The 20,890-nt window shown below is 41.5% G+C and carries 20 protein-coding genes and 1 other annotated feature; of the genes, 14 read left to right on the forward strand and 6 right to left on the reverse strand.

Features of this window, described 5'->3' with window-relative positions; translation table 11 throughout:
* Nucleotides 1–155: 155 nt before the first annotated feature.
* Nucleotides 156–419: a GrxA family glutaredoxin gene (locus M1F14_RS17995; RefSeq protein WP_042846532.1), complete on the forward strand. Its 264-nt coding sequence runs from the start codon at nucleotides 156–158 to the stop codon at nucleotides 417–419.
* Nucleotides 420–665: 246 nt separating this feature from the next.
* On the opposite strand, the gene M1F14_RS18000 is transcribed toward M1F14_RS17995, so the two are convergent.
* Nucleotides 666–1,094 (reverse strand): secondary thiamine-phosphate synthase enzyme YjbQ, encoded by a 429-nt coding sequence (locus tag M1F14_RS18000; protein ID WP_042846533.1) that lies wholly within the window; start codon nucleotides 1,092–1,094, stop codon nucleotides 666–668.
* A 202-nt stretch (nucleotides 1,095–1,296) separates the two neighbouring features.
* Here M1F14_RS18000 and ybjG point away from each other — a divergent pair, with 202 nt between their 5' ends.
* From ybjG to M1F14_RS18015, 3 genes are all read left to right on the forward strand, one after another.
* A complete protein-coding gene (gene ybjG, locus M1F14_RS18005) occupies nucleotides 1,297–1,905 on the forward strand; it encodes an undecaprenyl-diphosphate phosphatase (protein WP_042846534.1) in 609 nt (202 codons plus the stop codon).
* Nucleotides 1,906–2,755: 850 nt separating this feature from the next.
* A complete protein-coding gene (locus M1F14_RS18010; protein WP_042846536.1) occupies nucleotides 2,756–4,072 on the forward strand; it encodes a serine/threonine transporter in 1,317 nt (438 codons plus the stop codon).
* Nucleotides 4,073–4,146: 74 nt separating this feature from the next.
* Nucleotides 4,147–5,514: an L-serine ammonia-lyase gene (locus M1F14_RS18015; protein WP_048606527.1), complete on the forward strand. Its 1,368-nt coding sequence runs from the start codon at nucleotides 4,147–4,149 to the stop codon at nucleotides 5,512–5,514.
* Nucleotides 5,515–5,589: 75 nt separating this feature from the next.
* Here the strand turns inward: M1F14_RS18015 and M1F14_RS18020 are convergent, their stop codons facing one another.
* Nucleotides 5,590–6,795 (reverse strand): serine hydrolase, encoded by a 1,206-nt coding sequence (locus tag M1F14_RS18020; protein WP_042846538.1) that lies wholly within the window; start codon nucleotides 6,793–6,795, stop codon nucleotides 5,590–5,592.
* Between the two features lie 232 nt (nucleotides 6,796–7,027).
* Between M1F14_RS18020 and M1F14_RS18025 the strand changes: the two genes are divergently transcribed.
* Nucleotides 7,028–7,651: a glutathione S-transferase family protein gene (locus M1F14_RS18025; protein ID WP_042846539.1), complete on the forward strand. Its 624-nt coding sequence runs from the start codon at nucleotides 7,028–7,030 to the stop codon at nucleotides 7,649–7,651.
* Here M1F14_RS18025 and M1F14_RS18030 read toward each other — a convergent pair whose 3' ends face one another.
* Complete coding sequence (locus M1F14_RS18030; protein WP_181469158.1) at nucleotides 7,652–8,479, reverse strand: SDR family oxidoreductase; 828 nt, start codon at nucleotides 8,477–8,479, stop codon at nucleotides 7,652–7,654.
* A 268-nt stretch (nucleotides 8,480–8,747) separates the two neighbouring features.
* Nucleotides 8,748–8,875 (forward strand) — a sequence feature (His leader region).
* 40 nt (nucleotides 8,876–8,915) lie between these two features.
* Here M1F14_RS18030 and hisG point away from each other — a divergent pair.
* From hisG to hisIE, 8 genes are read left to right on the forward strand one after another with little or no spacing between them, the layout of a single operon-like run.
* Entirely contained in the window at nucleotides 8,916–9,815 is a 900-nt protein-coding gene (hisG, locus tag M1F14_RS18035; protein ID WP_042846642.1) for an ATP phosphoribosyltransferase, read from the forward strand.
* A gap of 6 nt (nucleotides 9,816–9,821) precedes the next feature.
* Nucleotides 9,822–11,138, forward strand: coding sequence for a histidinol dehydrogenase (gene hisD / locus M1F14_RS18040; RefSeq protein WP_042846541.1), 1,317 nt, complete (start codon nucleotides 9,822–9,824; stop codon nucleotides 11,136–11,138).
* A 3-nt stretch (nucleotides 11,139–11,141) separates the two neighbouring features.
* Nucleotides 11,142–12,212 (forward strand): histidinol-phosphate transaminase, encoded by a 1,071-nt coding sequence (gene hisC / locus M1F14_RS18045; RefSeq protein ID WP_042846542.1) that lies wholly within the window; start codon nucleotides 11,142–11,144, stop codon nucleotides 12,210–12,212.
* Between the two features lie 13 nt (nucleotides 12,213–12,225).
* The gene (hisB, locus tag M1F14_RS18050; RefSeq protein WP_042846543.1) at nucleotides 12,226–13,293 is read left to right on the forward strand and encodes a bifunctional histidinol-phosphatase/imidazoleglycerol-phosphate dehydratase HisB; all 1,068 of its coding nucleotides are present in this window, start codon (nucleotides 12,226–12,228) and stop codon (nucleotides 13,291–13,293) included.
* Nucleotides 13,293–13,886, forward strand: a complete 594-nt coding sequence (gene hisH / locus M1F14_RS18055) for an imidazole glycerol phosphate synthase subunit HisH (RefSeq protein WP_042846544.1) — start codon at nucleotides 13,293–13,295, stop codon at nucleotides 13,884–13,886. The genes hisB and hisH overlap by 1 nt, the downstream gene beginning before the upstream one ends.
* A gap of 5 nt (nucleotides 13,887–13,891) precedes the next feature.
* Nucleotides 13,892–14,629: a 1-(5-phosphoribosyl)-5-[(5-phosphoribosylamino)methylideneamino]imidazole-4-carboxamide isomerase gene (hisA, locus tag M1F14_RS18060; protein ID WP_181469157.1), complete on the forward strand. Its 738-nt coding sequence runs from the start codon at nucleotides 13,892–13,894 to the stop codon at nucleotides 14,627–14,629.
* A complete protein-coding gene (hisF, locus tag M1F14_RS18065) occupies nucleotides 14,611–15,387 on the forward strand; it encodes an imidazole glycerol phosphate synthase subunit HisF (RefSeq protein WP_042846546.1) in 777 nt (258 codons plus the stop codon). The genes hisA and hisF overlap by 19 nt, the downstream gene beginning before the upstream one ends.
* Nucleotides 15,381–15,992, forward strand: coding sequence for a bifunctional phosphoribosyl-AMP cyclohydrolase/phosphoribosyl-ATP diphosphatase HisIE (gene hisIE, locus M1F14_RS18070; protein WP_181469156.1), 612 nt, complete (start codon nucleotides 15,381–15,383; stop codon nucleotides 15,990–15,992). Before hisF ends, hisIE begins: the two co-directional genes overlap by 7 nt.
* 34 nt (nucleotides 15,993–16,026) lie before the next feature.
* On the opposite strand, the gene M1F14_RS18075 is transcribed toward hisIE, so the two are convergent.
* Nucleotides 16,027–17,013 (reverse strand): ABC transporter substrate-binding protein, encoded by a 987-nt coding sequence (locus tag M1F14_RS18075; RefSeq protein ID WP_181469155.1) that lies wholly within the window; start codon nucleotides 17,011–17,013, stop codon nucleotides 16,027–16,029.
* Between the two features lie 60 nt (nucleotides 17,014–17,073).
* Nucleotides 17,074–19,251, reverse strand: a complete 2,178-nt coding sequence (locus tag M1F14_RS18080; protein WP_181469154.1) for a TonB-dependent siderophore receptor — start codon at nucleotides 19,249–19,251, stop codon at nucleotides 17,074–17,076.
* A gap of 350 nt (nucleotides 19,252–19,601) precedes the next feature.
* On the opposite strand from M1F14_RS18080, the gene M1F14_RS18085 reads away from it, so the two are divergent.
* Nucleotides 19,602–20,078 (forward strand): YbaK/prolyl-tRNA synthetase associated domain-containing protein, encoded by a 477-nt coding sequence (locus M1F14_RS18085; RefSeq protein ID WP_042846643.1) that lies wholly within the window; start codon nucleotides 19,602–19,604, stop codon nucleotides 20,076–20,078.
* Nucleotides 20,079–20,127: 49 nt separating this feature from the next.
* Here the strand turns inward: M1F14_RS18085 and M1F14_RS18090 are convergent, their stop codons facing one another.
* A complete protein-coding gene (locus M1F14_RS18090; RefSeq protein ID WP_181469153.1) occupies nucleotides 20,128–20,769 on the reverse strand; it encodes a CatB-related O-acetyltransferase in 642 nt (213 codons plus the stop codon).
* Nucleotides 20,770–20,890 lie beyond the last annotated feature (121 nt).

The following is a 20,890-nucleotide window of genomic DNA, read 5'->3' on the forward strand; positions in this document are numbered from 1 at the left end:
GTTACCTTTCCACTGTTACATCGCTATCATACTCTCTCGATTATATGTCATACCTATAGGTATAACAGGAAAATTCGACTTTTATTTCACAATTTATGTAGGCATAGTATTGAATATTACGATTAAAATTCGAGTTCAAGATAAAAGGAGATACTATGTATACTGTTATTTTTGGTCGCCCTGGCTGCCCCTATTGTGTTCGTGCGAAAGAACTTGCTGAAAAACTGAAAAATGAACGTGACGATTTTGACTACCGTTATGTCGATATCCAAGCTGAAGGCATTTCTAAAGAAGATCTGTCTAAAACTGTCGGTAAACCTGTTGAAACTGTGCCACAAATTTTTATTGATGAAACTCATATCGGCGGTTGCACTGATTTTGAAGCTTATGCAAAAGAAAATTTGGATCTATACAAATAATTAGCCCCTCAGATTTCTCTACTCAACAAGCAAAGTGGTTCACTTATTGACAAGTACTCACACTTTGCTTGTTCTTTTTGTGCTATTTCATTTAAATTTCATAAAAAAGTGCATTTTTTTTCATCTGCCTGAGAACTTTCTTTTTTAGATGGGGTCTTAATTTATGCCACTGCTTTTCTTTGATGTCCCCATATTGAGGAGCCCGATAGCCAACTCTATGTTTTCATGCTATCGGGTTTTTTGTTTCTAATCAGCAAGTTCCCCTTGTAATGTAATAATTAACCTGCGTTTTCCGCCGTAATTACGATGTTCACACAAGTAGATCCCCTGCCATGTTCCAAGATTTAAGCGCCCTTTTGTCACAGGGATAGTCAAACTAGCTCCTAATAAACTACTTTTAAGGTGCGCAGGCATATCATCACTTCCTTCATAAGTATGCTTAAAATAAGGTTCATTTTCCGGCACTGCTTTATTAAAGAAACGCTCAAAATCTTCTCTAACGGTATAATCTGCATTCTCATTGACTGTCAAAGAGGCAGATGTATGCTGAATAAAAATATTCACTAAACCAATATCGATTGAACTTAGTTCAGGCAATTGCTGAAGGATCTCCTCTGTGACTAAATGGAATCCCCTTTGTTTTGCATTGAGCTGTATTTCTTTTTGCCACCACACGATTTTTCCCCTTCCTCAACGACGCGAAAACACTTTACCGCGTTAAATAATCATTGAGTAATTGTTTAACCGCAAGTAAATTTGTCGCACAACGCTTTCAATAATAAGACAAAGGGACTTTACCTGCTAAGTCGGAAACTTTAATCTCTCCCTCTTACATGTTTGCTCTGTCTTATTTACTAACTGTCCGAGGTACTGAACTGTGCTGGAACAACTGAATCTTGATCTTTTCAATTTGATCAATGCCACACCAGAGACCGCGAGTGGAACCATTGCGCTAGCCAATGTTATTGCCAAGCGCTTAATCCTTATTTTTCCACTTTTTACTGTTGCCTGTTGGTTCTGGGGTGCCCAGCCAAATATGACCCGCCAACGTGCTTTTGCATGCAAAGCAGCGATTGCTATTGTTGTAGGTTTAGCCATTTCTTGGTTAATTGGCTATATTGCCCCACACGATCGCCCATTTGTCATGGGAATTGGAACAAACTTCTCAGATCATGAAGCCACACCATCATTTCCAAGCAACCATGGCACCATTGTCTTTACTTTCGCCTTTGCCTTCCTTTTCTGGCTAAGAACTTGGGTGGGGTTAGTGATGATGATACCGGCTATCGTGATTGCGTGGTCACGCATTTACCTAGGTGTCCATTGGCCTTTAGATATGGCAGGTGCCTTTATATTAGCAATTGTTGCCTGCGGAATTGCACAGGTTATCTGGTCTATTGGTGCAAATAAAATCCAAGAACCTATAACCCGGCTTTATAGTTTAATTTTTGGTTCTCTTATTCGCAAAGGTTGGTTCCAACCATAGTCATTAAAAAGTACTGGTGTTAATTAATACCAGTACTTTTATTCATTTTAGAAATTGAGCTAAATCAAAGTTTCTGCTTATTTTCTCCCTCTTCTTTAAAATTATTTTTAAGTATTAAACATAATTATTAAAACAATTAATTAACAAATATTTTGTTACGCTTTTTAATTATTTTTTTCGACGCAAAAAAAGTCACAAAAAATGACATGAAAATATCTATAAATAATTAATATATGATTTTAACCCCAACAAATTACCCTCTGGTTAATCACTCACTAAACCATTCCAAGAAATAAAAATATAATGTTAAATAACAACACATTACATAAGACAAAAGTCTAATTTATTGCCCTAGCATTAGAGTAAAACTTCATACTTAGATTAGCGTGGATTATATTTCAATCAGTTTAATGCTGATTATTAATATAATAATGTTTTTCCAGCAGAATTTAATTCTGTTTGTATTTAGCTTATTTAGAATTCATTAAATCAATATATAAACGTTTTAAAAAATAAACCTAACGCAAATTTTATTAACAATTTTATAAAATATAATGATTCCTTGCAAACTTGGTGGATATTTCTCTTTTGAGAGAATGATCACGGTACTTTATTCTGTTAAACTATAGATTCACACACTCAAAAACCATTTTTAAAATTTACTGATAAATTTACAAAACTGATTGAAGATAAAATTAGTATTACTTTTAGTTTTATTTCTAATCAGATTGTTACGTAAAAGAAAACGATTGTTATTTAATAATTGTTCGTACCAAAAGATTAAAACGTCGTAACGCATTTGAACGTTACGCTTAAATGATTTTTTTGACTTTTATTTTCGGAGACTATTATGGATGCAACAAAAGTTGGTTCCATCGACAAAACAGCCTCGCAAACAGTAAACAGTAATGCTTGGCGCAAAACTGACACAGTATGGATGCTGGGTTTATATGGTACAGCTATCGGTGCTGGAGTACTGTTTTTGCCAATCAACGCAGGTATGAGCGGCTTATTACCTGTTTTATTGATGCTAGTTTTAGCCTTCCCTATGACGTTCTTTGCTCATCGCGGTTTAACTCGGTTCGTTCTTTCTGGTTCGAAACCTGACACAGATATTACTGGTGTTGTAGAAGAACACTTTGGTCGTACAGCAGGCAACTGGATCACCCTACTTTATTTCTTCGCGATCTACCCTATTTTGCTGGTTTATGGTGTATCTATCACCAATAACGTGAATAAATTCCTAACAGAATTATTAGGTGTTGGCGCGCCACCTCGCTGGTTACTTGCCTTGATCCTTGTTGGTGGTGTAATGGCGATTGTTGCTTTTGGTGAAAAATACATAGTCAAAGTCATGAGTATGCTGGTTTTCCCATTTATCGCTGTATTAGTTGCCTTTTCTTTGTATATGATCCCTCATTGGAGTGGGGATGTACTGAATACATTAACCTTTGAAGGCATCACTGAAGCCACTAAAAATACAGGTGGGCAAAGTATTTGGATCACTATTTGGTTAACAATCCCAGTGATGGTGTTTGCATTTAACCATTCTCCTATCATCTCGGCTTTCTCTGTCGCAAAACGCGAAGAATATGGCGATGCAGCGGAAAAAAAATGTTCACGTATTCTTGCTTCTGCACATGTTTTGATGGTTTTGACTGTCATGTTCTTCGTCATTAGTTGTGTGTTTACTTTATCTTCAGCAGACCTAGCACAGGCGAAAGCACAAAATATCAGTATTCTTGACTATTTATCTGGCTACTTCGATCAACCATTCATCAAATACGCAGCTGCAATTATTGCATTCATCGCAATTATTAAATCTTTCCTAGGGCACTATCTAGGTGCTCGTGAAGGTTTCAATGGCCTAGTTGAACGTGCTTATCGTGCAAAGGGTAAAACCGTTGATGTTCGTAAGCTAAACCGTGGTACCGCAATCTTCATGCTAGTCACTACATGGATAGTTGCAACATTAAACCCTGGCGTACTGGATATCATCGAAAGCCTCGGTGGGCCTGTTATCGCCATCTTATTGTTCCTGATGCCAATGTATGCCATCAACAAAGTGCCTGCAATGCGCAAATATGCCGATAAAATCAGTAATGTATTTATCGTAATTATGGGTCTAGTCGCTATCTCTGCGGCAATATATAAGTTATTCTTCTAATTGAAGCTACCAGGTCGTTATTATGAAAATAGCGACCTGATTTCAATGACTTTCTACAAAAGGAAGCACTGAATATGATTAGTGTATTTGATATCTTCAAAATAGGCATCGGCCCTTCAAGTTCCCACACTGTCGGCCCAATGAAAGCGGGCAAACAATTTGTTGATGACCTTATTCAACAAAACTTACTTACCACCACTACACGTATTGCGGTTGATGTATACGGCTCGCTTTCCCTGACAGGTAAAGGGCACGCCACAGATATGGCAATCATTATGGGGCTTGCGGGTAACTTACCCGATACTATTGATATTGACGCTATTCCTGCGTTTATGCGTAATGTCGAGCACACAGGTAAACTTCTTTTAGCCCAAGGGCAACATGAGGTCGATTTTCCGACCGAAGGTGGGATGAACTTTCATCATACCAACTTGCCGCTCCATGAAAATGGAATGACTATCACGGCATTTGCAGGTAACGAAATTCTATACACTAAAAATTACTATTCCATTGGTGGTGGCTTTATCGTTGATGAAGAGCATTTCGGCCAAGAGAATGAAAATGCAGTTCAAGTCCCTTATCCGTTTAAATATGCGGCAGATTTACAAAAGCATTGTAAGGAAACAGGTTTATCCCTTTCTGCACTGGTAATGCAAAATGAATTAGCTTTACGCAGTAAAGATGAAATTCAACATTATTTATCCTCCGTTTGGGATGTAATGAAAGCCGGTATTGAACGCGGCGTGACAACGGAGGGTTTATTACCCGGTCCATTACGTGTCCCTCGCCGTGCCGCAGCACTACGCCGCCAACTTGTCACAACCGATAGCACAAACACAGACCCTATGGCGGTCATTGATTGGATCAACATGTTTGCTCTTGCCGTCAATGAAGAAAACGCTGCCGGTGGCCGCGTTGTAACAGCTCCAACTAACGGCGCCTGTGGCATAGTCCCCGCCGTGTTAGCCTATTATGATAAATTCATTCGCCCTGTGAATGAGAACTCCTACACTCGGTATTTTTTAGTCTCAGGGGTTATCGGTGCTCTATATAAAATGAACGCATCGATTTCAGGTGCTGAAGTTGGTTGCCAAGGGGAAGTTGGTGTTGCTTGTTCAATGGCGGCTGCAGGTCTCGCAGAGTTAATGGGCGGTAGCCCTGAGCAAGTGTGTATCGCCGCGGAAATTGCGATGGAACATAATTTAGGGTTAACTTGTGACCCCGTTGGCGGGCAAGTTCAAGTCCCTTGTATTGAACGAAATGCAATCGCGTCGGTGAAAGCAGTTAATGCGGCGCGTATGGCATTACGACGAGTCAGTGACCCGCGTGTTTGCCTTGATAAAGTTATTGAAACGATGTATGAAACAGGCAAAGACATTAACGCAAAATACCGTGAAACCTCCCAAGGCGGGCTAGCCATTAAACTGGCACACTGCGAATAAATACTTGTATACACTATCTAGCCCTAATCCCCCATAGTGGGGCGGTTAGGGCTAGTTTTAGCTAAAGATAATCACTTACCCAAAGATTGCACTCCACCAGCCGCTGATGGTTTTCATGATATAGTCCCAAATACGACCAAAGAACCCGGCTTCCTCAACAGCAGATTTTGCCACTAAAGGATGTTGCTCAACGACTTCACCATTCAGAATAAAGTTAATCGTCCCTACCGCTTGGTTTTTCGCTAAAGGTGCTTCAAGGGAATCATTTGTAAGCTGAATATCTACTTTTAAATTTTGTAGCTGCCCTTTAGGGATTGTGATAGAAACATCATCAGCAACACCGAGTGAAACCTCCGAGGTATCCCCAAACCAAACCCGTTGTTTCTTCAATGTGGTGTCTGCTTTTATTGGTGTCACCGTTTCAAAAAAGCGAAAACCCCAAGTCAGTAACTTCTCACTTTCTGAAAAACGCACTCGGTCACTTGGCGCCCCTAACACAACAGAAATTAAGCGCATATCACCTTCCGTGGCTGATGCCACTAAATTATGCCCTGCGCCACTAGTGTGCCCTGTTTTTACGCCATCAACTTTTAAATTTTGGTTCCACAACAAACGGTTACGGTTAGGTTGGCGAATTTTATTAAAGGTAAATTCTTTCTCTTTATGCAATACATATTCATCGGGGACATCACGGATCATCGCTTGTGTTAAAATAGCCATATCGCGTGCTGTACTAAATTGCCCTTCAGAATCTAGGCCATGAACTGTTTTAAAGTGTGTATTCTTTAAGCCTATTTGTTGCACATAATGGTTCATTAAACTGACAAATGAATCCTGGCTCCCCGCAACATAATCAGCTAAAGCGATACTGGCATCATTCCCTGACTGGATAACAATTCCTTTGTTTAAATCCAATACTGAAACACGGTCTTTCGGCTTCAAAAACATGAGTGAAGAGCCTTTTAATACCGGGTTTCCTGTCGCCCATGCGTCTTCCCCCACTGTTACCATATCCTGCGGCGTAATTTTCCCTGATTTAACTGCCTGACCTACCACATAACTGGTCATAATTTTAGTCAAGCTTGCAGGGTCTAAACGCTCGTCAGGGTTTGCAGACGCTAGGATTTTGCCACTTTTATAATCCATTAGAACGAATGCTTTTGCATCAACTTGAGGAGCAACCGGGGTCTGAGCCGCATACGTACTCCCACTTACGGCAATCAATAGACTCAACCCAACCCCGACTTGTCGGGTTTTTAGGGACAACATTTTTTTACTCATCGGTTATTCCTTCACTTATTCATAAAACATTTAAAATAAATATCATCTTGCTCAACATCACTAAACGATGAAACCACCGCTGTGATCAAATGCGATAACTCAATCTAACCAAGCCTAATATAAGACTTTATTTTCACTGAGACCACCTATAGGAAATAAAGATTTGCCTACGAGTGAATTTAATCTATCTTAACCATGGCTGATGACAAAAAAATCAATTTAGGAGGCTGCAATGTTAACTGTCTGGGGACGCGTCAACTCTTCCAACGTTAAAAAGGTACTTTGGTGCTTAGAAGAATTAAATGTCGCTTATAATCAAAAAGATGTGGGTGGCCCATTTGGTGGGTTAGATACACCTGAATATAAAAAAATGAATCCAAACAGTACAATTCCAACTCTACAGGATGATGACTTTGCACTGTGGGAATCAAATGCAATTTTACGTTACCTTACGGAAAAGTTTGATCACTCTCACTTATTGATCGCTAAAGACCTGCAAGAGAAAGCCGCAGCGGATAAATGGATGGATTGGAGTAGTGCTAATCTGTTTGAACACATCAAACAGATGATGAACAAAATTGTCCGTGTCCCACAAGCAGAAAGGGACCCAGAACTCGCTAAGGTAATTTATGGCAACATTAATAAATTATTGCAAATTGCCGACGATGCATTAGCAAACCAAGCTTACTTCAGTGGCGACAAATTTGGCATTGCTGATATTGCTATCGCACCGCTATTTTATCCATGGCATGAAATCGTTACCGACCGCCCTGAATTCAAAAATTTAGAGCGTTGGTATCAGCAATTAACCACACGCCCTGCATTCAAAAAAATTGTTATGATCCCAATTAAGTGATTATAGCGTCATATTCATCAAGTCAGGGTTTGGATATTGATATTCAAACCCAAGTTCTTGGCAAATCTTATTACCATTAATTACTTTACCTCCTGACTCATTTATTTCATCAATAAATTCAGGTGGTACTAAGCCAATCGATTTAGCCGCCTTGGTATAGAATTCCGCGCGTGTGGGGTGCGTTGGTGCACACAAGTTAAAAATATGGCCGCCATCAGGCTGCTGAAGCAATAGTAAAATTGCCGTGATAACATCATCTTGATGCACCATATTCACCGGTAGGTTAGCCCCTTTAACCCCTGTTTTACCCGCTAAAAACCGGCCCGCATGGCGTTTCTCTCCCACTAAACCGGCGAGTCGTAAAATATCCACTGAAATGTTCGGCAATTGGTGTAACCAGCGTTCAGCCCTTATGAGTGCCGTCGCTGAGGTTGTTGACCCATTAAGATTCGCTTTTTCCGTGATTTCACCATCTTGCTCCCCATATACCGAGGTAGAAGAGGTAAAAATCACTTTTGGCACTCGAAAAGTGACTGCACAATTAACTAAAGTTTCAATCGCTTCAACGTATTGGTCCACATTCACTTTTGAAGGCGAGAGCAAAATGACCAAGGCATCGCTCTCCACCATAAGCTGAGTTAAATCTTCACTGTCACACTCAATTTCAGGGGTTAGCTTTAATGCATAGCATTCTATGCCCACAGCACGGGCGGCCTCTATGCCATCAGGTGTCGTCTTAGTTCCGACAACTTGAATACCCTTTGCTAATAAAGCCTGAGCCAATGGTAACCCAACCCAACCTAGCCCAACGATGGTCACTTTTTTCATACAATCGATCCTCCATTGACTCATTCACTGAAATTCACTCTAGGTTATCTGAAAACCTTAAAACTTCCGAATACATTTTTTGAGGGATTTATCACTATAAATCCTACTCAACTAATTATTATTGGTTATTTTTTAAAAAAAGGTTGCATTCATAGGGGGAAATCGGATAGGTTGAATACCAATGAGTATTTAGTTAGCACAGTGAATGTTTAGTCATTCACGTAAATTAGAGAACGGAAGACATTATGAATCGTATTTCACGCAACCATCATCATCACCATCATCCTGATTAGTCTTTCGGGCGATGTGTGCTGGAAGACGATCAATGAATCTTCCGGTGGCTGAAATGCGAATTGAGAAAACCCTCGGAAGATTATCTTCCGAGGGTTTTTTTATTTTAAAACAAAAATTTATTAAAGGAATATGGGGTAAGGTTATGTTGGATAAATCACGTTTACGTATTGCAATTCAAAAATCAGGTCGTCTGAGTGAAGAATCAAGAGAATTACTATCTCGCTGTGGGATCAAAATTAATTTACAACAACAACGTTTGATTGCTTATGCAGAAAATATGCCTATTGATTTACTTCGTGTCCGCGATGATGATATTCCAGGGCTGGTTATGGATGGCGTTGTTGACCTCGGTATCATTGGTGAAAACGTTCTGGAAGAAGAGCTATTAAATCGCCGTGCTCAAGGTGAAGACCCTCAATATAAAACACTACGTCGCCTTGATTTTGGCGGCTGCCGCCTATCACTTGCTGCACCATTAGATTTCAACTATACCGGTGCAGAATGCTTAAATGGTTCCCGCGTTGCAACTTCTTACCCGCACTTATTAAAACGTTATTTCGACCAAAAAGGCATTCAATTTAAATCATGCTTACTTAATGGCTCAGTTGAAGTTGCACCACGTGCAGGCCTATCAGACGCGATTTGTGACTTAGTCTCAACAGGGGCGACATTAGAGGCAAACGGGCTGAAAGAAGTGGAAGTCATTTACCGTTCAAAAGCCTGTTTAATCCAACGCGATGGTGAAATGTCGGCAGATAAACAGCAACTCATTGACCGCATGATGACCCGAATTCAAGGCGTTATCCAAGCTCGCGAATCTAAATACATCATGTTACACGCGCCAAGTGAAACACTGGAAGAAATTATTGCACTACTGCCTGGTGCTGAGCGCCCAACTATTTTACCTCTAGCGGGTGAACAAAGCCGTGTAGCAATGCACATGGTTAGCTCCGAAACTTTGTTCTGGGAAACCATGGAAAAACTGAAAGCATTAGGCGCAAGTTCAATTCTTGTTCTGCCAATCGAAAAAATGATGGAGTAAATCGTCATGGAAATGGGATTCAACCAGCCAATTCGCTGGGCAGATTGTAACGACCAACAACAAAGTGCATTGCTGATGCGCCCTGCTATTGCTGCCTCTGGCAGCATTACTAGCGCGGTCAGTGACATTATCGACCAAGTCCGTCGTGAAGGTGACCTTGCCCTTCAAACCTTAAGCCGTCGTTTCGATAAAACCGAAATCGACACCGTGCGTATTGCAGCGAATACGGTAGATGAAGCTGAAGCTCGTCTTGGTGATGAAATTAAAACTGCAATGAAAACGGCAATTGGCAATATCCGTCGTTTTCATGAGGCGCAAAAGCCTGTACCAATAACGGTAGAAACCCAAGCTGGTGTTGTTTGCCAGCAAATCACGCGCCCAATTGATGCGGTTGGCTTGTATATTCCGGGTGGTTCCGCGCCATTACTGTCAACGGTTATGATGTTGGGAACACCAGCCAATATTGCGGGTTGTCGGAAAATTATCCTGTGCTCTCCTCCACCAATTGCTGATGAAATTCTGTATGCAGCCAAGCTGTGTGGTATTAGCGATATTTTCCAAGTAGGTGGCGCACAAGCGATTGCCGCCATGGCATTTGGCACCCAAAGCATTCCTACAGTGGATAAAATTTTTGGCCCCGGTAATGCCTATGTCACAGAGGCAAAACGCCAAGTCAGCCAAAGCCATGATGGTGCTGCCATTGATATGCCAGCGGGCCCTTCTGAAGTATTAGTGATTGCGGATAGCGGAGCAAACCCAGCGTTCACCGCATCTGATTTACTATCACAAGCGGAACACGGCCCTGATTCACAAGTCATTTTATTAACTAACGATGAAAACTTTGCCCAGCGCGTGATTGAGGAAACAGAAAAACAATTAGCGCAACTTTCTCGTGCAGAAATTGCAAGGGAAGCACTGAGTGCCAGCCGTGTGATCATCGCTGATTCGATCGAACAATGCGTTGAAATTAGCAATCGCTATGGCCCTGAGCATTTAATATTACAAACCCGCGATGCTGATAACCTAGTCGACGCTATCACTAGTGCAGGGTCAGTATTCGTTGGTGACTGGTCACCGGAGTCTGCGGGGGATTACGCATCAGGGACTAACCACGTTTTACCGACCTATGGCTATACCTCGACTTATTCAAGCCTTGGCCTTGCTGATTTTATGAAACGCATGACCGTACAAAAGTTGTCTAAACAAGGCCTATTAGGGCTAGCCAACACCATCGAAACTTTAGCTCAAGCAGAGCAACTCACCGCTCACAAAAATGCCGTTACCTTACGCGTTAACGAACTAAAAAAACAAAATCAGGAGTAAGTCATGAGCCAAAAATTTAATGCCGCCAGTCTTGCACGTGAAAATGTTAAAACCATGACCCCTTATATGTCTGCACGGCGCTTAGGTGGAAATGGTGATGTCTGGCTCAATGCCAACGAATACCCCATTGCCCCTGATTATCAATTCAGTGAACATAACCTTAACCGTTACCCTGAATGCCAACCGGTTGCCGTAATCAATAACTATGCGGCTTATACGCAAATTACACCAGAACAGGTGTTGGTTTGCCGTGGAGCCGATGAGTCCATTGAGTTGTTGATCCGCGCATTTTGTGAGCCGGGAAAAGATGCGGTGATGTTTTGCCCGCCAACCTATGGCATGTACAGCGTCAGTGCAGAAACCTTTGGTGTTGAACAAAAGAAAATCATGGCGTTGCCAGACTGGGCATTAAACGTTAATGCAATCCGTGAAAACTTATCTAATACCAAACTGATTTATATTTGTAGCCCAAATAACCCAACGGGCAATATCATCGATAATAAAGATTTACGTGAAGTGTTAGATATGGCAGCGGGCCGTGCATTGGTGGTAGTTGATGAAGCCTATATTGAATTTTGCCCGCAATATAGCGTGACTACTTGGTTAGCAGAATACCCAAATTTAGTTATTTTAAGAACCTTATCAAAAGCTTTCGCTCTCGCTGGGTTACGTTGTGGTTTTACCCTTGCTTCACCTGAAGTTATTGAAGTGCTATTAAAAGTGATTGCGCCTTATCCATTATCAACACCGGTTGCCATGATTGCGGCTCAAGCCTTAGATGAACAAGGCATAACCACCATGAGAAACCGCGTAAAAACCGTAACAGAAAACCGCATCGCCCTCAGTGAAGCCCTGCGTGACTTATCGGTGGTTGAACATGTTTATCCGAGTGAAACTAACTATATTTTAGTGCGCTTTAAAGATGGCAATAAAGTGTTTAAAGCCCTGTGGGATCAAGGCATTATTTTACGTGACCAAAGTAAACAACCTGGTCTTGAAAACTGTTTACGCATTACTATCGGGACAGAAATTGAAAATACCCGTGTTATTGAAGCTATTGCAGCACTTTGCTAATTAGGAATGACTCATGAGCCAGAAAATTCTTTTTATCGACCGTGATGGTACCTTAATTACTGAGCCACCGACGGATTTTCAAGTCGACAGCTTAAACAAACTCGCCTTTGAAAAAGCGGTCATTCCTAGCTTACTTGCTCTGCAAAAAGCCAATTACCGCTTAGTGATGATAACCAACCAAGATGGCTTAGGCACCGATAGCTTCCCAACTGCTGACTTTGAACCACCCCATAATTTAATGATGCAAATTTTCACTTCTCAAGGCATCACGTTTGACGAAGTTCTAATTTGCCCTCATAAGCCTGAAGATAACTGCCCTTGCCGTAAACCTAAACTTCAATTGGTAGAACGCTATTTAGATAGCAATGTATTAGATAGCGAAAACAGCTATGTGATTGGTGACCGCGAAACCGATATTCAGCTTGCTGATAATATGGGGATCAAAGGCTTACGTTATAATGCAACTGAGCTTGATTGGGAAGCGATCACAGCACAACTCACTAAACGTAATCGCCATGCACGAGTAGAACGCGTTACCAAAGAAACGAATATACAAGTAGAAGTTTGGTTAGACCAAGAAGGTGGCAGTAAAATCAACACTGGGGTTGGCTTCTTCGACCACATGTTAGACCAAATAGCGACCCATGGCGGCTTCCGTTTAAATATCGAGGTCAATGGTGACTTATTTATTGATGACCACCACACAGTTGAAGACACAGGGCTTGCATTAGGTGAAGCTCTCAGAATTGCTTTAGGTGATAAACGAGGCATCGCACGCTTTGGTTTCGTGCTCCCAATGGATGAATGCCAAGCACGCTGCGCACTGGATATTTCAGGTCGCCCTCACCTTGAATATAAAGCAGAATTTAAATACCAACGCGTAGGTGATTTAAGTACAGAAATGATTGAGCACTTTTTTAGCTCACTTTCCTATGCAATGGGCTGCACATTACACCTAAAAACAAAAGGAAAAAACGATCACCACAAAGCAGAAAGCTTATTTAAAGTCTTTGGTCGGACACTGCGCCAAGCGATCCGCGTTGAAGGGGATACCCTCCCAAGCTCAAAAGGGGTTTTGTGATGAACGTCGTCATCCTTGATACTGGCTGTGCTAATTTGGCGTCTGTCGCTTATGCAGTAAAACGTTTAGGCTATGACCCGGTGATCAGCCGAGAAACCAATACTATTTTACAGGCAGACAAGGTGTTTCTACCCGGTGTCGGTACCGCTAGTGCTGCAATGGAAAAGCTCATTGAGCGTGAATTAGTCCCATTAATTAAGGCGCTAACTCAACCTGTATTAGGTATCTGTTTAGGGATGCAATTGCTTGGCTCCTTTAGCGAAGAAGGGCAAACAAATATCCCATTACTGGGACTGATTGATAGCCCAGTACAAAAAATGGATGCTAACGGTTTACCTGTTCCCCATAGTGGTTGGAACCAAGTCAAAGCACTTGCTGGAAACCCGTTATTTAAAGGCATTGCCGATGATGCTTATTTTTATTTTGTACACGGCTATGCTATGCCTATTTCAGCGAATACCATTGCGCAAACACAATATGGAAATTTATTTAGCAGTGCTATCAATCGCGATAATTTCTATGGCGTACAATTTCACCCAGAGCGCTCTGGGGCTGCGGGTTCTCGCTTGATTCAGAATTTTTTGGAGATGTAATTACCATGATCATTCCTGCATTAGATTTAATCGATGGCACGGTAGTACGGTTACACCAAGGGGATTACGCTAAGCAAACAGATTACGGTAATGACCCTCTGCCACGCTTGCAACAGTATGAAAAAGAAGGCGCAAAACTCTTACACCTTGTGGATTTAACGGGGGCTAAAGACCCGCAAAAACGCCAAATTCCACTTCTTAAAAAATTATTAGCTGGCGTTAGTGTGCCGGTGCAAGTTGGTGGCGGTATTCGTAGCGAAGACGATGTTAAAGCATTGCTAGAGGCCGGTGCGGCTCGCGTGGTGATCGGCTCAACGGCCGTAACAAAACCTGATCTCGTAAAAACTTGGTTTGAAACCTATGGTGGAGAAGCCATTGTACTGGCTCTAGATGTACGCATTAACACCGAAGGTGTAAAAGAAATTGCTATCAGCGGTTGGCAAGAAAACTCAAATTTAACATTAGAACAAGCCATTGAAATCTATCAACCTTATGGTTTAAAACATGTGCTCTGCACCGATATCTCTAAAGATGGCACGTTAACCGGCTCTAATGTGAATTTATACCAAGAAATCAGCCAAAAATTCCCTGATATTGCCTTTCAAGCATCTGGAGGAATTGGTAATTTAGACGATATTGCGGCTATTCCAGCATCTGGTGCCGCCGGGGTTATTGTTGGTCGTGCATTATTGGAAGGCAAATTTACCGTTACGGAGGCAATCGAATGTTGGCAAAACGCATAATTCCGTGTTTGGACGTCCGTGATGGTCAAGTCGTTAAAGGGGTGCAGTTTCGTAATCACGAAATCATCGGTGATATCGTTCCTTTAGCGCAACGCTACGCACAAGAAGGCGCTGATGAACTGGTATTCTACGATATTACAGCTTCGTCGGATGGCCGCGTTGTGGATAAAAGCTGGGTCGCTAAAGTTGCTGAGGTGATTGATATTCCATTTTGTGTAGCGGGTGGTATTAAAAGCGTTGAAGATGCAGCTCAAATACTGTCTTTTGGTGCAGACAAAATTTCAATTAATTCCCCCGCGTTATCTGACCCAACCTTAATCAGCCGCTTAGCAGATAGGTTTGGCGTACAATGTATTGTTGTTGGTATCGATACTTGGTTTGATGACAGTACTAATGAATACCTTGTATACCAATTTACCGGTGATGAAAAACGTACAACACAAACTCATTGGAAAACCCTCGATTGGGTCAAAGAAGTGCAACAACGTGGCGCTGGGGAAATCGTTTTGAATATGATGAACCAAGATGGCGTCCGCCAAGGATATGACCTTGTTCAACTGAAAAAAGTCCGTGATGTGTGCCAAGTACCACTCATCGCATCAGGCGGTGCGGGGGAAAAAGTCCATTTTCTTGATGCCTTTGCTGACGCCAATGTTGATGGGGCTTTAGCCGCCTCGGTTTTCCATAAACAAATTATTAATATCGGTGAGTTAAAACAGTACCTAGCCGAAAATGGAGTTCAAATTAGAGTATGTTAACCACAGAACAATGTAGCCAACTGGCATGGCAAAAAGTCGATAATTTAATGCCTGTGATCGTGCAACATGCCGTATCAGGGGATGTATTAATGCTTGGGTATATGACCCCTGAAGCATTACAAACCACTTTAGACAGCCGTAAAGTCACTTTTTATTCTCGAACTAAACAACGTTTGTGGACCAAAGGTGAAACATCAAATAATTTTTTAAATTTAGTTGATATTTACCCTGATTGTGACAGCGATACTTTATTGGCGCTCGCCTTACCGGATGGCCCAACATGTCATAAAGGCACTCAAAGTTGCTTTGCTCCCGCACAAAGTGATTGGGGCTTTCTGTTTGAGCTAGAAACCTTGCTAAAAGAGCGAAAAACGGCATCACCTGAAAGCTCTTATACCGCTCGTTTATATGCAAGTGGCACTAAACGTATCGCCCAAAAAGTTGGGGAAGAAGGTGTTGAAACGGCCTTAGCAGCCACCGTCAATGACCGCGCTGAATTAACTAACGAAGCTGCTGATTTGATGTATCACTTAATGGTACTACTGCAAGACCAAGAACTTGATTTAAGTACTATTATTAAACGTTTAAAAGAACGTCACCAATAAATCAATAGCTGCCAGTTTTACTGGCAGCTAAATTTTAAGGGTTCAAAATTTTATCGATTTGCTGGTCACTGAGGCGAATTGCAAAGAATTTCAGGTAAAAATCTGCGGTTTCCTGTTTCATGTCAATATCCGCAAAGCGTTCGGGGTAAAGTGTTTGCGCCAACCATAAAAATTGTAATGCTTCTTCTGACGTCTCACGGCACCACCAGAACATACCCTTTGGGTTCACATATACTTGCTGGTTCTTTACTGCGCGAAGCGCACTCCACTGAGCTGATGATTTTATTATCTGTGCATCTTCTTTATTCATTGCCACTATTACATCAGGGTTCGCCGCAATAATAGTTTCGAGTAAAACTTCACCAGAATTATTTTTCTTATTGGAAAACCATGTTTCAGCGACATTTTTTGCGCCAGCTAAATCCATCCAGTCTTGGTTTAATGAGGGACGACCAGAGGTAAATAACGCACTCCCCATACTATGGTACACCGTCCGCTTCTCTCCCTCGGTTAACCCGACTAAGCGTTCTCTGACTAATGTAATATTGCGGTCAAAATAACGTTGATATTCTATCGCTTTTTGCTGTGCATCCGGGCCTAGCTCAATCGCCGTTGCTTGTACTCTTTCCTGCAAAGCTTGTAGTGAATTGGCAGGGTACTCCACAACTTTCACCCCCGCACTTTCTAAAATGTCTCTCTGTGGTACTTCCATCCCTTTTGCAACAAACAATAATTGTGTTTGTAATGAAATAATCTGTTCTGGGTTTAATTGGTTACTTAGGCTGATAACTGGAACATTATCAATGTTAGGTAACATTTGGCGAAATAATAGAATTTTCTTCGCAATCACCGATGTACCAACAATCTGCTCACCATACCCCAACATCATAATAATGGTATTTTGTGCCGGCCATGGTGTCGCAATCCGTAGATCGGGGTTATCTGTTTTCGCTAGGGATAAACCATAAGTTAGCAGCCCTACCAGCAAAATAACCGTTTGTAAAAAATCAGCTTTTCTCATATTTGTCACCCTTCTTTGCTGAATAATAAAGAAGGGTGCCCCTTATTTTTATAGGATTAATTAGAAATCAAAAGTTGCGGTTGCGCGTACTTCACGGCCTGAACCTACAAATGCGCTATTACCACCGCCTTGGCCATTATTTCCCCCCGGGAAAATCGATGCCCAATAGCGCTTATCTGTCACATTATTAACGGATAACCTAAAAGTGGTAGGAACAAGACCTATTTTGGTGCTGTAACGAGCCCCTAGGTCTAAAGTGGTGTAGCTATCTATCCAACTCGTATTTGTATCATTAGCGGCACGTTTTCCGCTGTAATGCACATTAGCGCTATAAACCAGTTCAGGCACCGATGGTAAGCTATACTCTACGAGCATATTGGCTTGGACTTTAGGTACCCCAACGACGCGTTTGTCTTTAGTCGATATTAACCCTGTATCTGTTAATTTAGGGTCAAGAAAAGTCACACCACTATAGATATTTAACCCCTGCCATACATGGCCTGTCGCGCTAAGCTCAAGCCCTCGATTTACTTGTTTTCCCTGTTCACGAAAGAGATCATTACCATCCACATAAGCAAATGGCCGTTCTAAATGAAACAACGCAGCCCCTAGGTTTAAGTCGGCAACATCGGCTTTAATTCCCAGCTCATATTGCTTACTACGGTAAGGGTCTAAAGTATGCCCTTCATTTTTAATACCTTGTCCTAATGGAGCAGTATCTCCTTCCTCCAGTGAATCCGCATAGCTAATATAGGTCATTACTTGTGGGCTAATTTTGTACATCAGTGCCGCTTGTGGGCTAAGACCATGATGATGAGTTTGACTCGTTTTATGGTGTTGTTTATCAAAACTACGGCTTTCTAACCAACTTTGACTGAGGTAAAACATTGCAGACCATTGGGGGTCAAAGGTGATGGTATCGCCAATTGTGATACTTTGTTGGCGATTTTCAGCCGATTTATAACGTGAGCCCCCCGTATGGATCTTACCATCAGAAGGCTCTTCCATTGGCGATGGATGGTACATATTGGTATCACCTAAATTGCGTCGAGTACTATTTTCTTTTGAGCTATAAATCGACCACACATAGCCATTCGTCGCTAACGACAAATCATGAGTGATTGGCCCTGTCTCCACATGGCCATTTAACATTACGGAGTGACTTAGCACTCTAAAGCGCCCCGATGCAGGAGAATCCATCAACGATCGGGAAATCGTTCCATTATTATCTTGAATAGCACTGGTTACCGTCCGCATAGCTCTATCTGCTTGTTGATAGCCTACCCCAGCTTTCAATGACCAATCTTCATTAAAATCATGAAGTAAGCGAGTGCTAACTGTATCAGTAGTTAAATCATTGCCTGCGGTATGTAGTGCTAAGTTTTTATCTTGTGGATTTGGTGCTTTTGGTAACTTAACCTTAGGACCATAGCTGAAACTCCCCACATACCCTTTTTGCACAAAGTTATAATGGCTCGCATTAAGTTGTAATTGCGTACCAGGCTGAATATTCCAATCCAGTGCTAATGAGGCAAATTTACGCCGTAATGTACTATCATCTGCACTGCCCGTACCTTCTTCATCCAGTAAGTTAAGACGGTAGCCAAAGCGCTTATTTTCATCAAAATACCCTCCTAAGTCCCCATGACCACTATAGGCATTACGGCTTTGATAGCCTAACGTTAAGCGTTGCACATCCTCAGGTCGTTTGGCCGTAAAATTAAACTGCCCCGCTGGGCTTGCAGGGCCATACAATGCCCCCGTCAAACTATTAATGATGTCGACCCTGTCCAGCATTTCAACAGGGAATGCTGTGGTCGAAATAATATACAAATCATCAAGGCGACTATTTGCCACCACACTACCCTGCATTCCTCTGCTTTGAGGACGCCCGACATCCATGCCCCCTCGGGCTTGCATTTGTGTACTTGGTGCAAACTTCAACAATTCACTCAAACTTTTAGCTTGTTGGTTATTGATTATTTCGCGGCTAATAGTGGTTGTGGAGTATGGTGTATCAATCCATTCCAAATTCCCTAATGGGCCAATATCAATTTGTGAAGTAAAAAAGCCGGCTCCGGCTTGCGCTTCTGTCGTGACATCGTTTGGCGCTGCTGTCACCAACATACGGTCTTGTTTAGGTTTAGCTAGTTGCTCAGAGACTTGAGCAGCAACAATAGATGGGGCTATCCCTGCAATAAGAGGCAATATTACATATAAGTTAAATTTACGGTTCATATTATCTTTTCGTTATATAAAACTTTATATTACCGATAATAAAATACAGCGTAAATGATCAACCTCAATTCTTAACAATTTGTATTCTCACTAACTCATGAAAAAACATAACTATAACGGTTTGATTTTAATAGAAATAAAAAACAAAATAGCATATGAAATAGAAAAGGCTATAAACTAACCAATAAAACAGATTAAAACCGCATCTGATATGCAATTTATAATATTTAGCATATTTTGATTTTTAACATCCCTTGGTTTTGCGGTTGTATCTGCATGTAAACTTGCTATCATTCCCTGATATTGATGTGGTTTTAAAGGGAATAACAGTGTCTGAAAATTCTATTTTTATGCAGTTAACGCAATTACTTAATAAAAATAATGCAAAGTATCGTGTGATGGAGCACCCCACCGCTGGGAAATCAGAAGAAGTGGCAAAAATACGTGGCACTCAACTTGGACAAGGTGCAAAGGGATTGGTATGTCATGTTAAAGGTAATGGTATCCGCCAACATGTACTCGCGATTTTACCAGCAGATAAACAAGCCGATTTAAACAAAATTGCACTGGCAATTGGTGGAACTCGTGCGTCCTTAGCAAGCCCGAAAGAAGTGGATGAACTCACGCAATGTGTATTCGGTGCGATCCCCCCTTTTAGCTTTCATCCCAATTTAAAGCTCATTGCTGACCCGCTGCTGTTTGAACGTTTTGAGGAATTAGCCTTTAATGCAGGCACATTAGAACGCTCGATTATTTTAAATACAGAAGATTACCAAAGAATAGCCAAGCCCACTTTAGTAAAGTTTATTCGTATAGAAGAAAGCTAACCATCTAATCGTAAAAAGGGTTATTCCATAGAATAACCCTAAATGACAATTACTGATTAAGCTGTCGGTCGTATTCAATACTGGCTTGCTTTAGTGCCTGAAAATCAGATCCACAAATCACGCGCTTTAAAGCGGAGAATTTTGCTTCTGGCCAATCATAGATTTTCAGCGCCAAGAGTTCGCTAATCACTTCAGGCGCAAACCGGTGTTTAACTGGCTTGGCAGGGTTCCCCCCAACAATGCTATAAGGCTCAACATCTTTAACAACCACACTGTTGCTCGCAATGACGGCTCCCTCACCAATTTTGACACCCGGCATGATAAAAGCTCGCATGCCAATCCATGCTCCGTCACCAATCACCGTATCCCCCTTTCCTATATAAGCTTCCTCAATATATTCAAGGAAAGGATATAAACAAAACCAATCCATTCGATGAGTATGATTCCCACCCATCAAAATCACGGCTTCACTGCCAATACAAACATAGTCCCCAATGTAAAGTTGGTCTACATCCCACGCAAGCTGCCAATCTCGACTTTGCTCATCCCCCTGAAGGTAACGAACAACCGCATTTTCAAAGCCATTATCCCAACAATCACTGTAGTAGCTATGCTTACCTTTAATATGAATATTAGGGTTTTGCACAACCTCATGCAGTAATTCATATTTTGACCAATGCTTTTTATTCATGGTAATAAACCTTTTAATCCGTTTATATTTACCATAGAACGCTGTCTATGGTGATGTATTCGCGTTCAAAATACATCACCTTTAGCTACCCTTGGCTTATTTAACAATGGATTCTGCATAT

This window comes from Providencia sp. PROV003, assembly GCF_045040775.1.
Lineage (GTDB): Bacteria > Pseudomonadota > Gammaproteobacteria > Enterobacterales > Enterobacteriaceae > Providencia > Providencia huashanensis.